3 protein-coding genes are annotated in these 15055 nt (G+C 72.8%); all 3 read right to left on the reverse strand.

Features of this window, described 5'->3' with window-relative positions; all coding sequences use genetic code 11:
• Positions 1 to 71: 71 nt before the first annotated feature.
• On the reverse strand, positions 72 to 12353 hold the full coding sequence (locus VZL07_RS00845) for a tetratricopeptide repeat protein (RefSeq protein WP_426753402.1): 12282 nt from the start codon (positions 12351 to 12353) through the stop codon (positions 72 to 74).
• A gap of 128 nt (positions 12354 to 12481) precedes the next feature.
• Positions 12482 to 14152, reverse strand: a complete 1671-nt coding sequence (locus VZL07_RS00850; RefSeq protein ID WP_426753403.1) for a DEAD/DEAH box helicase — start codon at positions 14150 to 14152, stop codon at positions 12482 to 12484.
• A gap of 201 nt (positions 14153 to 14353) precedes the next feature.
• Positions 14354 to 14983, reverse strand: a complete 630-nt coding sequence (cglE, locus tag VZL07_RS00855) for an adventurous gliding motility protein CglE (protein ID WP_426753404.1) — start codon at positions 14981 to 14983, stop codon at positions 14354 to 14356.
• Positions 14984 to 15055: the final 72 nt, after the last annotated feature.

Raw genomic sequence — 15055 nt, forward strand, 5'->3', positions numbered from 1 at the left:
AGGGGTCAAGGTTCGGAGCCAAGACCGCCCGCCTGCCTATTAACGCATGAACCCCGCCGCGGGTTCTGTCGCTACCTGCGCACCTGGACCTCCACGTGCGTACCCACGGCGACGCGCAGCTCACGCAGGTCGTCGGAGGTGGCGAACACCAGCAGTTCCCGTAGCTTGTTGCGCACCGGGACGCGGAAGGCGGAGCCCGTCTCGCCCTGCACCATGCGGCGCACCGGCTCCATCTCCCCCGCGGCGAGCAGACCCGCCCGCGCCGCGGTGAGCTCCGCGCCCTCCAGGTACTGACGCACCGACTGGGGCGTGGCGGTGGGCAGCCACGCACGCGCCGCCTTGGCCAGCGCCGCCCGGTCCGGTTCGCTGAGGCTCTTCTCCAGCAGCCGGCGCTCGGGCTCCACCAGGTGCTGCGCCTCGGCGATGCGCACGTTGCCCACGACGAGGCTCAGCGCCGCCTGGAGGATGGCCTCCAGCCGCTCTGGCGCCACGCGCTGGCTGAACGCCAGCTCGGAGCGCGCCAGCGCCAGCGTGCGGCCCAGGAGGTAATAGACCTCCTTCTGGCCCTGCTCGGCGAAGTACTTGCCGCCCACGCGCAGCGAGGCCGGGTGCGTCTGCAGCAGCTCCACGTTGACGAGCGGCTCGGGGGCTGGCTCGTTGGAGCGCTTGGCCATCCGCTCACGCGTCGCCACGAGGAAGGGCGAGTACAGCTCCACCGCCTCCATGCCCAGCACGCGCGCCACGTACCGGTAGTGGTGGACGTGGTACTCGGGCGCGGTCGCCACGTCGATGCGGTGACGCTTGGGCACCAGTTGGTACTGCGGGAACGGCACCGCGTACAGGTGCCCCACCTTCGCGAAGAGCAGGCCCAGCAGCTCCGCCAACGGCCCGCGCGCCTTCGGGTGGAACAGGTGGTTGTGCCACAGCTGGTCGTTCAGCGGCCGGGGCTCCACCTTCTCCTTGTTCTTCGCGTAGGGCCCCAGCTTGGTGAGGATTTCCTGCTCGTCCTCGCCGGCCTCGCCCAGCAGCCCCGACACCGCCTGTGCCGCGAGCCACGCGCCGTCATAGTCCTTGCGCAGCGCGGACAGGCGAACCAGCGCGCCCACCACCTTGCGCGGATCCGTCGTGTTCGGCAGCGCGCGCCTCAGCGCGGCGATGGCTTCGTCCTCGCGGCCCAGCATCTGCCCCGCGAGGTCCGCGAAGGCCTCCTGCACCGCCGCGTCGTCCGGCAGTCCCTTGGCGGCCACGCCGTAGGCGGCCACCGCGCCCTCGGGGTGCTTGAGCACCTGGAGGTACAGGTCGCCGAGCGCGCGCCACAGCGCCATGCGCGCCACGTGCGTCTCCGGCGTCTTGGGCAGCCGGCCCAGCATCTTCGTGTAGTTCTCCTCTAGCTGCTTCCACTGGCGCGCGCCGCCGAGCATGGCCTCGAGCGCGCTGAAGGCCTCGACGAAGCGGGGGTCCAGGTCCAGGGCGGCGTTGAAGGCCTCGGCGGCGCCCTCCACGTCCTTCAGGTCATCGCGGCGCAGCTCGCCCAGCGCGAACCAGACGCGCTTGGCCTTGTGCGGCTCCAGCCCCAGCGCGGGGAGCGCCAGCATGCGCGCCAGCACGTCGGCGGCCTTCTGCCCCTGACGCGTCTCGCGCAGCAGCACGTAGAGCTGGTCCATCACCTCCGGCGCGTCCGGCTGGGACTTGAGCGCGTTGGTGAAGGCGTCGATGGCCATGTACGGGTCGTGCAGCTCGTCGCGAGCGATGCGGCCCAGCTCCAGGCACACCTTCGCGCGGGCCTCGCCCTCCAGCACGCCCGCCAGTTGCTGCCGCAGGTCCGCGGACTTCTCGTACTGGCCCTGCTTCTCCAGCAGCGCGACCAGGGCCCGCAGCGTCGGCTCGTGGCCAGGGTCGATGGCGAGCGCCTTCTCGAAGTGGTTCTGCGCGCGGTCCGTCTGGTTCAGCGCGGCGTGGATGTCGCCGAGCTGCCAGTACACCTCCACCACCTCCAGGTCCGTCAGCTCCTCGCGGTGGTGGATGAGGATGGTTTGGAAGACCTTGAGCGCGTCCTCGTAGCGGCGCGTCTGCACCAGCAGGTTGCCGTAGCCCTCCAGCGCCGGGAGATAGGTGGCGTCCAGCTCGTAGGCCTTCTCATAGCTGCCCAGGGCCTTGTCGCGCTTGCCCAGCTTCTCCGCCACGTAGCCCAGGCGGTAGAGCTGGCGGCAGAGGTCGGCGGCGGAGACGGAGTCCTTCTCCGCCATGGCCATCTCCGCCATCTTCCTCGTGACGATGTCCAGCATCCGCTCACCGGACGCCCAGTCTTCGTGCGCGATGTAGACGTCCGACAGCGGACGCGCGGCCTCCAGGCTGTCCGGGATGTGCTTGAGCGCCTCCTGCCAGTAGCCGACGGCCGTGTCGCGGTCCTCCCGCGTCTCGGCGTGGTAGCGCGCCACGTCCAGCAGCGCGCGGCCCTTGGCGGCTGGCTCCTCGGTCTGCTCCGCCTCCTGACGCAGCGTCTGCTCGTAGCCGCTCCAGTCCTGCTCCTGCTCCTGGATGCCCTTCAGGGCGCGGATGCTGGGCAGGTGACCCGGGTCCACCGCGAGGGCCTGCTGATAGGCGGTCCGGGCGCTGCCCGTGTCCATCAGCATGTCCTCGTTGATCTTCCCGAGCCGGTAGTAGAGCTCCACGGCGTCCTTCGACTGCCCGGCGAGCTCTGCCTCCTTCGACAGCATCTCCAGCGCGAAGGGCCAGTTGCCGCTGCGCTCGTACATCGTGCCCAGCGCGTGCAGGGCCGGCCGGCACTCGGGGTCCGCGGCGAGCGCCGCGTGGTAGTTGTTCACTGCCTTGTCGAGCGCCTTGAGCTGCTGGTACTGGACGTTCCCGATGTCCACGTACAGCTCGGCCTGCTCCTGCGGGCTGATGGCGAGCGCGAGCTGCCGCTCGTAGGCCGCGATGAGGTCCTCCCACCGCGCCTGCGCGCGACGGAGCCGGATGAGCGTCTTGATGGCCTGGACGTTCTGCGGGTCGATGGCAAGCACGCTCTCCACGCAGATGTCCGCGTTCGCGGGGTTCTGGTACTTGTCCTCCCAGATGGTCGCGCTGCGGAAGAGGACGCGAATCTTCTCGCGCCAGTCGTCGCTCAGCTCGAGCATGCGCTCGTAGATGGCGAGCAGGTCCGCCGGCTGGTCCAGCCGCGTGTGGAGCCGCTCGAGCGATTCCAGCGCCTCGCGATTGACGGGGTCCAGCTCCAGCGCCTGCCGGTACGCGGCCACCGCCGACTCGTCGTCTCCGATGTCGCGCTCGTAGACGCCCGCCACCTCCACCTGGATGCGCGCGCGCTCCTCGATACTGTCCGCGAGGTCCCGGGCACGCAGCAGCGTGGACGCCACGTCCGGCCACGAGCGCTGGCGGCGGTACAGCGCGGTGAGCACGCCGAGCGTCTCGGCGTCCGGCTCCAGCTCCAGCGCACGCAGCAGCGCGCTGGCGGCCTCGACCGGGTCCTCCAGTTGCTCGTCCCAGACGCGGGCAATCTCGCGGAGGATGCCCTTGCGCTGCTCGATGGAGCCGGCGGCCTCCAGCTTCTGCTCCAGGGCCACCACGTACTCGCGCTGGCGGCCCCGGCGCTGGAACACGGCGGCGAGCCCGTCCAGCGCGGTGGCGTTGGTCGGGTCGAACTCGAGAATCTTCCGGAACGCCGCTTCCGCCGCCTGCGGGTCATCCAGGCGCGTGTCGTGGACGCGCGCGAGCGTGGCGTAGAGGCGCTCGGCCAGCGCGCCACGCGGCAGGTCGTCGGCGACCTCCTCGTAGACGGCGGCCAGCTCCTCGTGGCTGCCCGTCTCGTCGGCCAGGCGCTCGACCTCCTCGCGCAACGTGTCGTCCGAGGCGTCCAGTTGGAGCGCGCGGCACAGCGCCAGGAAGGCCACGTCCTTCTGTCCCAGCCGCGCTTCCTGCACCCGGGCCAGCTCGCGCAGCGCGGCCAGCTTCTCCTCGTCCGTGACGAGGTGGGGCATGTAGCGGTCCATCACCTGGGCATACGCGCGCCAGTCGTTGTGCGTCCGGTACAGCTCGCACGCGCGCTCGTAGGCGGTGCGGTTGGCGGGGTCCAGCTCGAGGACCTTCTCCAGCGCGCCCGAGGACAGCTCGGGCTTGCCGCCCTGCCCCACCCACAGGTCCGCGACGGCGAAGTACGTGGCCACGGCCTGCTCGCGCTCCTCCGCCAGCAGGTGCACCTGCACCTTGAGCTCCAGCGCCCGCACCGCGTCGTTCCACGCGCGCAGCGAGACGAAGAGCGCGTGCACGCGGTCCAGCTCGGGCACCTGGTGCGGCTCCACCTCCAGCGCGCGGCGGGCGGCATCCAGCGCCTCCTCGCGGCGGCCCATGCCGGCGAGCACCTCCGCCAGCCGCAGCCGCAGCGCCTTCACACCGTCGCTGCTCTCCTGGAGCGGCACCAGCCGGCGCAGCACACCGACCAGCTCTTCACGCTGGCCCGTCTCGTCATACAGCTCGCGCAGCGTGTCCAGCACACCCCGGTGACGCGCGTCCCGGTCCAGCGCGGCCTTGAAGTACGGCACCGCCTGCTCCGGCTGCTTCAGCAGGCGGTACACCACGCGGCCCAGGCGCTCGTTGAGGCGCACCACCTCGCGCGGGTCCAGCGTCACCGCCAGCCGGCCCTCGAGGAGCTCTCGCAGGTCCTGCGGCCGGTCGGCGCGCTCGTACAGCGACTCCAGCGCGGAGAAGGCCTGCTCGTTGCGCGCGTTCTTCGACAGCAGCTCGCGGTAGAGCTCGATGGAGCGGTCCAGGTCCGCCAGCCCTTCCGCGGACACCTGCGCCATCTTCGCCAGCACCCGGTCGCGCTCGGCGCCAGATACCTTCTCCGCCTGGAGCTTCAGGATGCCGTACAGCTTCTCCGACGCGCCCGCGGCCTCGTAGATGCCCTCGAGCAGCCGCGCGGACGCGAGGTGCTCCGGGTCCAGGGTGAGGATGCTCTCGTAGGCGCCGGCCGCGCGGTCCGGGCTGTCCAGCCGCTCCTGGTAGAGCTGGCCCAGGCGGAACAGGTAGCCCACGCGGTCCGCGGGCTCCGACACCCCGGCGACCAGCGCCTCCAGGATTCCCGCGAGCTCCGGCCACGCCTCCAACTGGAGGTACAGCCGGTCCAACGCCACCAGCGACGGCTCCTGCACCGTGGGATGCAGCGTTCGCGCGCGCTCGTAGTAGGAGACGGCGCGGTCCGGATCGCGCAGCTTCGTCTCCAGCATCTGCCCCAACCGGAGGCAGATCTGCGCGGCGTCCGCGGCCTCGGCGACGCGTGGGAGTGCCTCCTCGTAGGCGGCCAGCAACTCGTCATAGCTGGCCGACGCGTCCGCCGCGTTCTCCAGCCGAGCGCGAATGCCAGCGTCGTTCGGGTCTTCCTTGAAGGCGCGGAAGAGCGCCAGGAAGGCCAGCTCCGCCTCCTCCTGGGACTCGCGCAGGGTGGCCAGCTCGCCCAGGAGCGCCTTGCGCTCGAACGCGTCACCCGACACGCCCACACGCATCTCGATGACCTGGGCCAGGCGCGTGATGTCACCGCTGGCGCGGAGGGCGCGCAGCAGCGTCTCCACCGCGAGCAGGTTCTGCGGCTCGCGCGCCACCAGCGCCTCCATGCGGCCCACCGCCCCGGCGTGGTTGGGCTGCACGGAGAGCACCTCGCCGTACAGCGCCAGCGCACCCGTGCGGTCCAGCAGGCGCGACTCGCGCACCGTGGCCAGGCGGAACTTCAGCTCCAGGCCTTCCTCGGACGGCAGCAGCGCGATGCGGCGGGCCAGCGCGTCCGCCAGCTCCGGCCAGCGCTCCTGCTGCTGGCAGAGCGCCTCCATGCGCTCCAGCGTGGGCAGGTCGTCCGGCTTGAGCTCCAGCAAGCGGCGGAAGGTGGCCAGGGCGCCCAGGGCATCCTTGAGCTGCTCCTCCTGGAGCGTGCCCATCTGGAAGAGCACGGCGGCACGCCTCGCGGGCTCCTCCACCACGGCGAGCTGGCGCCGCAGCACCTCCAGCAGCTCCGTCGGCTTGCCCTGCGACGCCACCAGACGCACCGTGCCGTCCAGCGCCTCGGTGTCCGTGGGCCGCAGCTCCAGCACGCGCTTCCACGACGCCAGCGCCTCGGCCGGCTCGCCCAGGTCCGTCTGGATGCGAGCCAGCTCGCGGTACAGCTCGGCACGGGACGCATCGCCCGCCTTGCCCACCACCTCCGAGAGGATGGCGGCGAGCTCCTCGGGGGCCTCCGCCTTGTCCACCAGCGAGACGCACAGCTCCAGCGAGCGCAGGTCATCCGGCAGCTCGCGCAGCGCGCGCGTGGCGGCCAGGAAGGCCATCTCCGCGTTCTCCAGCGAGCCGGCGTAGATTTCCGCGATGCGGCGCAGCAGCGCGGCGCGCTCCTGTGGCACGGTCTCCGCCGAGGCCCGCGACTCCAGCATCTCCACCTGCTTCAGGTGGTTGCCCACCGCGGCGAAGACGGGCTCCAGCGCACTGGCCGCGGCACCGCGCAGCGGACTCTCCGAGCGCGCCATCTCCTCGAGCGCGCCCACCGCGCCGGCGTGGCCCTCGCGGCGCGCGAGCACCGTCTGGTACAGCTCCAGCGCGCCACGGGGGTCGTCCAGGCGCGACACCTTCAGCCGGCCCAGGCGCACGCGCAGGTCGGACGCCTCTTCCTGGGCGCCGCGCTCGTCCGCCAGCTGGATTTCCCGCTCGATGTGCTGGGCCAGCTCAGGCCACCGCTCCATCTCCGCGAGCACGCGGCCCAGCAGCTTCAGCGCGTTGGCGTTCTCCGGCCGGATGTCGAGAATCTCCCGGTACGCCTGCGCCGCCAGCGACTTGTCCGCCAGCGTCTCCTCGGCCAGGTGCGCCAGCTCGAAGAGCAGGTTCACCTGCGTGGACGGGTTCGACTCGGCCGCCACCTGGCGGCGCATGACGAGCGCCAGCTCGCGGTGCGCGCCCGTGCGGCGGTGGACGCGGGCGATGGACTCCAGCACCGCCTTGTTCTTCGGGTCGCGGCGCGACATCTCCTCCATCGCGCGCACGGCCAGGTCATACCGCTTGAGGCGGTTGTCGTAGATGCCCGCCAGCCGCCGCCACAAGTCGCCAGCGAGCGGCTCCTGCGCGCCGCGCTCCAGCTGGTCCTCGTACGCGGCCGCCACCTCCTCGAACGCACCCGAGTCGGCGGCCAGCCGCTCCAGCTCGTCGCGCACCGAGGCCTCCTGCGGCGCCTCGTTGAAGGCCCGCAGCCGCGAGACGAACGCGAGCGACGTCTGCCCCAGCGCCTCGCGCAGCGTCGCAATCTCCTGGATGTGCTCCAGCCGCCGCTCCGGCGCGACGCCGGGCAGCAGCACCTCCAGGACATCCACCAGCTTCCGCGTGTCGTTGACGCCGCGGTACACGGGCTCCAGCAGGCGCGCGGCCTCGGCCCGCGGCGCCTCGTGCGCCATCAGCCGCTCCAGGCCCGCCACCACCTGCCCGTCTCCCGGCGCGAGCTCCAGCAGGCGCCGGTACACCGGCAGCGACTCCGCGGGCCCCACTTCCTTCTCCAGGAGCTGGGCACGCTTCAGCAGCCAGTTGCGCCGCGCGGCGTCGTCCGTCGCGCCGTCCGCGAGCTGGTCCAGGACGTCCGCCTGCTCCACGAAGCGCCGCGCCTTCGCGTACAGCTTCTCCAGCGCGAGCAGTCCCTCGGGTACCTTCCGGAGTGCCAGCGCGGAGCGGTACGTCTCGATGGCCTTCGCGTCCTCGCCCGCGTTCGCGTGCGCCTCGCCGGCCTTGAGCAGCAACCCCACGCGCTCTTCCGGGTCGGTGGAGAGCTGCGCCTGGCGCGTGTAGACCTCCGACAGGCTCTTGGCGTTCTGCCCCTTCTCGTACAGCCGGGACAGGGCCTCCAGCGCCTGCCGGTCCTGCGGCGCATCCGCCAGCAGGGCCTTCCACAGGCGCGCGGCCTCCTCTGGCTGGTCCAGGGACTCGCGCAGCTCCGCCGAGCGGCGCAGCAGCTCCAGCGCCGCCGGGTCGCCCGAGGTCAGCTCCGTGGCCGCCGTCTCGTAGATTTCGGCCAGCACCTCGTGCGAGCCCGTGTCGCGCGCCAGCCGCTCCAGGTCCGGCTGCACGCCCTCCCGGTCCAGGCCCTGCGCGAAGGACTTCACCGCGGACATGAACGCCAGCGAGGGCTGGAGCATGTCGCGCTCGTAGATGCGACGGATCTCCCCCGCGAGGAGGGCCTTCTCCACCGTGAGCGCGGACGCCATCCGCGCCTCCCGCAGCGACACGCGGCGGGCGTGGTCGCCCACCTGCACGAGCACCGGGTCGAGCACCTCCAGCGCCGCGCCGCTCGCGGGCACCGCCGCCTTCACCCAGTCTTCCAGTGCCGCGCGCGCGCCCGGGTGCCCCGGGTCCTCGGCCAGGATCTTCCGGTAGAGGCCCAGCGCCGCGTTCGCGTCGTCCAGCACGGTGCGCTGCAGCTCCGCCAGGCGGAAGGAGACTTCACGCCCCTGCGGGCTCTGCCCTTCCTGGTTGCGGCGCAGCGCCAGCGCCCAGGCCAGGTCCGCGTGGCGGCCGCTCTCGGAGTAGAGCCGGTCCAGGGTCGCCGAGGCCTCGCGGTTCGCCGGGTCGCGCTCCGCGATGATGCGCCACGCGTCGGCGGCGCTCTCCTTGTCCATCAACTTCGTCTCGTGCAGCAGCGCGGCCTCGCGCAGGAACGCCAGCTGCTCGGCGGGCTCCGGCGACGCGGCGGCCAGCTTCTCCAGCACCTCGGCGAGCGCGGCCCACTCCTCTCCCGCGCGGTGCAGCCGCTGGAGGGCGCGCAGGCAGTCCAGATTGCCCGGCTCGATGGCCAGCAACGCGCGCAGCGCATGGACCGCGCCGGCCTTGTCATCCAACTTCTTCTCCTGCACCTCCGCCAGCTCACGCAGCAGTGCGAGGCGCGCGGTGCCGACGTTCCCCTCCTCGGCCAGCTCGGCGAGAATCTCCGCGTAGCTGTCCAGCGAGTCCGCGTCCTCCGCCGCCTGCCGCGCCGAGGAGCGCAACCCCGCGTCACCGGGCGCCAGCCGCAGGGCGCGTGCGAGCGCCGCGAAGGCCAGCTCCGGCTGACGCAGGTGCGACAGGTGGACCTGCGCCGCGTGCCGCAACGCCTGCACACGCGCGGCGTCGTCCTTCGCCACCTCCGCGAGCACGTCCAGCGTGGCCACCAGCTTGCGGTGGTCCTTGGTCCGCTCGAAGGCGGGAACCAGCACGCGCGCCGCCGCCTCGCGCGACGGGCCCGACGCGAGCATCGCCTCCAACGCCGCCAGCGCGTCCGGGTCCGAGGGGCGCTGGAGCAGGATGTCCGCGTAGCTCTGCACGGCCTCCGCGCTGCCGTCCTGTGAATCCTGCAGTAGGTGCGCGCGACGCAGCTTCAGCCGCGCCACCTTGTCCGCGTCGCCGGCGGACTCGGCCAGCGCAATCATTCGCGCCAGCGTGTCTCCCAGCTCCCGCGTGCGCCCCGCCTTCTCGTAGAGCTCCGCCAGGCGCGGCAGGTGCCGCCCTTCCTCGGCGCCATGAGAGAGCGCGGACTGCAGCGCCTCGGCGGCCTGGGCGTCGCGGCCCAGTTCCGCGTTGAGGTCGACGAGCTGCAGCAGCAGCTCCAACCGCTCCGGGCCGCGCGCGCCCTGGATGCGCTTGCGCAGCAGCCCTTCCGCGTCCGCCGAGCGCCCGACGCGACCGTACATCCGCACCAGCCGCTGCAGCAGCGCGTTCGACTCGGGCGCGCGCCCCACCGCGGCCTCCATCGCGGTGATGGCCTCGGCCGCCAGCGCGCCCTCCTCCGCCAGGCTCGCCGCGTCGAGCAGCAGGGGCACCGCCACCGAGGGGTCCTCGGCCTCGGAGGCCAGCGTGCGCAGCACCCGCCCCAGCTCCGCGTGCGCTGAGAGGTCGCGGGCCAGCCGCAGCGCCTCGGCGCGGGCGCCTTCGTCCTTGGTGTCCTCGCGCAGCGCACGGACGCGGACGTCGAAGGCCGCGCGGCTGTCGGCCAGCTGCTTCTCGTGGATGCTGGCCAGCAGCGCGAACAGGCGCTTGCGGGCCGCGGGCTCCGTCGTCACGTCCAGCTGCTGGTGGAGCGCGGCGACCTGCCGCTGGTGATCACCCGTGCGGCCATAGTGCGCCGCCAGCGCCTCCGTCACCTCCGCCGTGCGGATACCTGCGGCCGACAGCCGCTCCAGGCCCCCCACCACCACGCCCGTGGAGACGTTCTCCGCCAGCAGGCCCAGGAACAGGTCCGTCGCGTCCTCCTGACGCCCCAGCCGCTCCGCGTAGAGCTTCGCCTGGCGCGCCGTCCACTCGTTGCGTTCCAGTTGCGTCTCCGCCAGAGCCGCGAGCCGGCCCGCCAGCGCCGCCGCCTCTTCGAACTTCGACAGCGCCACGCACAAGGCCTGGAGCCGCTGCACCGCCGCGGCATCGTCCGGCGCCAGTTGCACCAGTTCGCGGGCCAGGGGCTCCAGCTCCTCGGGCGCGGCGCCGGCCGCCTCGCGCCGGGACACGTCCGCCTCCAGGCGCGCCTTCGGGTCGTCCGCGAGCGCCGCGGCCGCCTGGAGCGACTTCACCGCCTCCATGGCCGCCGCGTCGCCAGGCGCGTGCGTCAGCACCTCGCGCCATGCGGCCTCCGCGCGCGCAGGGTCCGCCAGCGGCCCCTGGAGGAGCTGGGCGAGCTGCCGCCAGAGCGTGGCCGCCACCTCGGCCGCGGGCGCCGCGTGCGCGGCGCGTTGCAGCGCCAGGGCGAGCGCGGGCTGCACCTGCGCCTTCTCCGCGTACTCCACCACCGAGCCCAGCAGCAGTGGACGGCCCGGCTCGAGCTCGAGCGCGCGCGACAGCACCTCGAAGGCGCCGCGCGCGTCGTCCTTCTCCTCGAACATCAGCGCGAGCGCCTCGCAGAAGGCCACGCGCTCGGGACGGGGCCGCGGCGCCAGCAGCGCCAGGTCCAGGAGCGGCACCACCGCGTCCAGCGCCTCATCCTCCGCGAGCAGCCGCGCCAGCTGGAACGCCGCGAGCGCCTGCGTCGGGTCCAGCTTCAGCGCCGCCTCCAGGTGCTCGCGGGCGGCGTCCGCGTCCCGGAGCTGCGCCAGGCAGAGGTCCGCCAGGCGCAGTCGCATCGCCGCCTGCGTCGAGCGGTCCTTCACCGTGCTCAGGTAGCGCTCCAGCACCGCCACCGCCTCCGGCGCGCGGCCCTTCTCCAGGAGCTGCTCGGCCGTCAGGCTCGCCGCATCCGCGCGGGACGGGTCCACCGCCACCGCCTTCTCGAAGGCCGCCAGCGCGCCATCCGCGTCGTTCATCCGGCCCAGCCGCAGCGTGCCCACGCGCAGCCACAGGTCCACCTGCGCGGTGCGGTCCTTGACCTCGCCCGCCATGGCTTCGATTTGCGCGATGGCCGGCCCGAAGTCGCCGCCGGCGCGCAGGGTCAGCTTCTCGATGAGGGACAGGCCCTCGGGCATGCCCGGCCACAACAGGAAGCACCGGTCCAGCGCCTCCTTCACCTTGCCGGCCGAGCCCGGGTCGTACCAGGCGAAGAGCTTCGCCACGAGCAGCGACAGCCGCGCCGCGCTCTTCCGGTCGCGCTCCTCCAGCGACATGCTGCGCAGCATCCGCACGCGGTCGCGCCACGTCTGCTCGAAGCGCTGCAACGCCCGCGAGGCCTTCTCCAGTCGCGCGTTCTGCGGGTCCAGCGCGCGCGCGGCATCCACCACCGTCTGCGCCAGCTCATGCTCGGTGGGGTCATCCACCAGCCGCTCGGCGAGCGCCGCGTACTCCTCCGCCATGCCCGCGTCGCCCAGCGCCGCGCGCTCGCGCTCCAGCGCCTCGAAGGCCGGTTGGAAACGCTCCTCCGTCAGGAACAACTGCCGCACGCGGCGGAAGACGGCCCGGTCCGGCTTCGCCCGCACCGCGCGCTGCAGGCACAGCACGGCGCGGTCGCGGCGGAACAGCTTCTGCTCGTAGAGGTCCGCCGCCTTCAGGTAGTAGCCCGCGCTCTCCTCGCCCTGCGTGACGCCACCCATCCGCTCCAGCACGTCCGCCAGCGCGGCGCCGTCCTGCCTGGACTCGTGCAGCCGCTTGAGCCCGCGCAGCGCGGGAAGCGGCTCCTTCGCCACCAGCAAGGCGCGCTTGAGGAGCTCCTCGGCGCGCTGCGCGTTGCGCTGCCGGTCGTGCGCCAGCTCCGCGGCGCGGCACAGCAGCCGCACGGCCTCGTCGGCGACGACGTCGCGGGAGCGCCCTTCGTAGAGGCGGATCAACTCCTCGACTCGTCCGGCCTTTTCGAGGGCCGCTTCGGTTTCGACGAAGGTGCGGTCATCGGACACGCGCAGCGTGGGACGCGACGAGGGCGTGGGCTGTTGCATGGAGGGGCGGGCCTTGGAATGGAATAGAAAAGCAGCGAGGGCGCCAGTGGCCGGAACTCTACCGGCCGCCAGCGCCCCCGAGCAATCGTGCAAAACCCGCCAAACGGCGGGAATCATTGACCTTCTTGCTACCCAGCCGAGGGAGCGTCAGGAGGCGTGTCGTCACCCGCGCTTCCGTCCGCCGCGTCCGCCGTGGGGGCAGGGGCAGCCGCGGTCGTCTCCGGAAGCGCCTTCGCGCGCTCCACCCCCGCGCTGTCGTTCAGCTGGGTGTAGAGGGCAATGGCCTTGTCACGCTGCTGCAGCTCCTCCGCGAGCTGGGCGGCGCGAGGCAGGTTGCCGAGCTTCTCGTGCAGCGGGAGCGCCTTGTCCTTGCGACCCGCGGCCTCCCACGCCTCGGCGGCGGCGGTGATGTCCCCCAGCAGCTCCAGCCACCGGGCGCGGCCCGCGGGCTTCTGCTCCTGCTCGGCCCGGGCCAGCTCCTTCTGCGCCAGCTCCTTCGCCTCGTCGTCCAGCTTCAGACGCTGCATGAAGTGGAAGGCCTTGGGCGGAGGCAGCGGGCTGAGGACCTCGACGGCCTCGCGGCGCTGGCCCACGGCCGCCAGCAGGGTGGCGGCCCCGAGCCGATCACCCCGCTCCACCAGGCTCTTCACCTCGAGCCCGCGGATGCGGTTGGCGCTGGCCATGTCCCGCGCGCGCTCGTAGGACTTGCGCGCCAGGGTGAGCTTTCCGGCGCGCTCGTAGGCGAGCGCCGCCTGGTCGAACTGACGCGCGCGCTCGTAGAGGCGGGCCACGTTCTCGAAGTCGCCCTTGCCGACGTAGTGCTCCATGAGGAGCTCGTAGGCACCGGCCTTCTCCAACGTGGGCGCGAGCTGGTCCGGCGGGAGCGTGCCCACCAGCCGGCGGGCCATGTCGTTGTCACCCGCGGACAGGGCGTTGCGCAGCGCGCTCTTGAGGTCACCCCCCGCCTCGAACAGACGCGCGGCCTCGGCGAACGAGTTGTTGCGCTCGTGCAGCCGACCCGCGTCACGGGTGCGGCCCATGCCCTCGAGCTGCCTGGCCTGCTCGTCCCAGGTGCCGGTCAGCTCCGGCACCGGACGCTCGCCCCGCTCCGGGCGCTCACCGCGCGCGGGACGCTCACGGCGCTCCCCACGCTCGGGACGCTCGCGGCGCTCGCCCGCTGCACCACGCTCACCCCGGGGGCCCCGCTCACGGCGCTCACCGCGCTCGGGCCGCTCACGGCGCTCCTCGCGGGGCGGCGCGACGGGCTCCTCGACCTCGGGACCCGGCTGGCGACCGCTGGCGGCGAAGGCCGCCTCCGCGCGCTCGCTGTCACCCGCGGCGCGCCAGGCCTGGCCCACCAGGAAGATGACATCCGTCCAGGCATCGAACTTCTCGCGCGCCGGGTCCACCGCGGGCGCGGCGGCCTCGGCGGGAGCTGCCGCCTCGGCCGGCGCGGCGGCCTCCCCTTCGGCGGGCGCGGCAGGCGCCTCGCCCTCAGCGGGCGCGGCCGTCTCGGCGGGCGCGGCGGCCTCCGCCGGAGCGGCCTCGGGCGTCGCCTCCGCCTCGGCGGGCGCGGCGGCCTCGGGCGCGGGCGGCTTGGGCTGACGCTGCACGCGCAGCAGCGTGGTGATGAGGCGGCCACGCGTGTTGAGGTCCAGGTCGTCCAGCGACTTCAGGCGCATGGGCCGCAGCGCGCGGACGATGGCCTGCAGTGGCGCCTTCTCCGCGCCGAAATCCGTCTTGGAGAGTGCCTTCTCCAGGATGCTCAGCTCAGCGATGACGCGCTGGCCTGGGCCCACGGGGCCCTCTTCGCGGTCCCGGCCACGCCCACGGCCCTCACCACGACCGCGGCCCTCGCCGCGTCCTGGCCCGCCGCGGCCGCCAAAACCACCACCCGGTCCGTCACGGCGCGGACCCTGGCCCGGTGCACCCCCGTCACGACCGCGCCCACCCGGGCGCGGCCCACCGCTTCCATTCTCCTGAGGCACGTCTTTCTCCCGCTAGAACGCGTAGCGAATGTTCGGCGCCACCGCGAACCCGAACGAGCCCCCGGAGACGAGGTACTGCCCCGTCACCTCGAGCCCCACGGAAAAGTGGCGCAGCCGTGTGTAGTACTCCACTCCGGGCCCGGCAAACACAAGAATGTCGGAGTCGGGGAGGAGTCGCTTCGGCGAGAACATCGCATAGCCAGCACCTGCGCGGAGATAGAACCAGGTGCGCTTCACTTCCTGACTGTCGGCGAAGCCGACCAGCCGCGCGCGGAGGACCGCGCCGGGAATCATCGTGGAGAAGTCGCCAGACACCGCGCCGCCCGAGTTGCCCACGTACTCGGCGCTCGTCCGCACGCTCGAGCCCATGATGAACAAGCCGACGGACAGGCGCTCGCCCAGGTCCACGCCCACTTCCACCTGCGCCATGGGCCCGGAGGAGAACGGACGCGGCGTGCCTTCGGGCGCCGGCGGGTTGGTGAGGAACAGCGGCCCACCGAGCACCGCGAAGTAGATGCCCCGCTCGATTTCATCGAACGTGACAGCGGGGCGATCCCCCTGGGCAGTGGTGGGCGTCTGGGCGCTCGCGACCGTGGGGAGGAGGAACGAGGCGCACAGGGCAAGTGAGGCGAGGGCTTTCATGCGGTCCTGACGTTGGCCCGGCCCCCGCGGGGGAGTGGGAGCCGGGGAAAGGCGCGGTGGGCGGTCCCTCAT

It is taken from the genome of Pseudomyxococcus flavus, assembly GCF_050038885.1.
Classification (GTDB): domain Bacteria; phylum Myxococcota; class Myxococcia; order Myxococcales; family Myxococcaceae; genus Myxococcus; species Myxococcus flavus.

Coding starts and splice junctions, on each gene's coding strand:
- VZL07_RS00845 (WP_426753402.1), bottom strand. CDS start 12,353: ATGCAACAGCCCACGCCCTCGTCGCGTCCCACGCTGCGCGTGTCCGAT.
- cglE (WP_426753404.1), bottom strand. CDS start 14,983: ATGAAAGCCCTCGCCTCACTTGCCCTGTGCGCCTCGTTCCTCCTCCCC.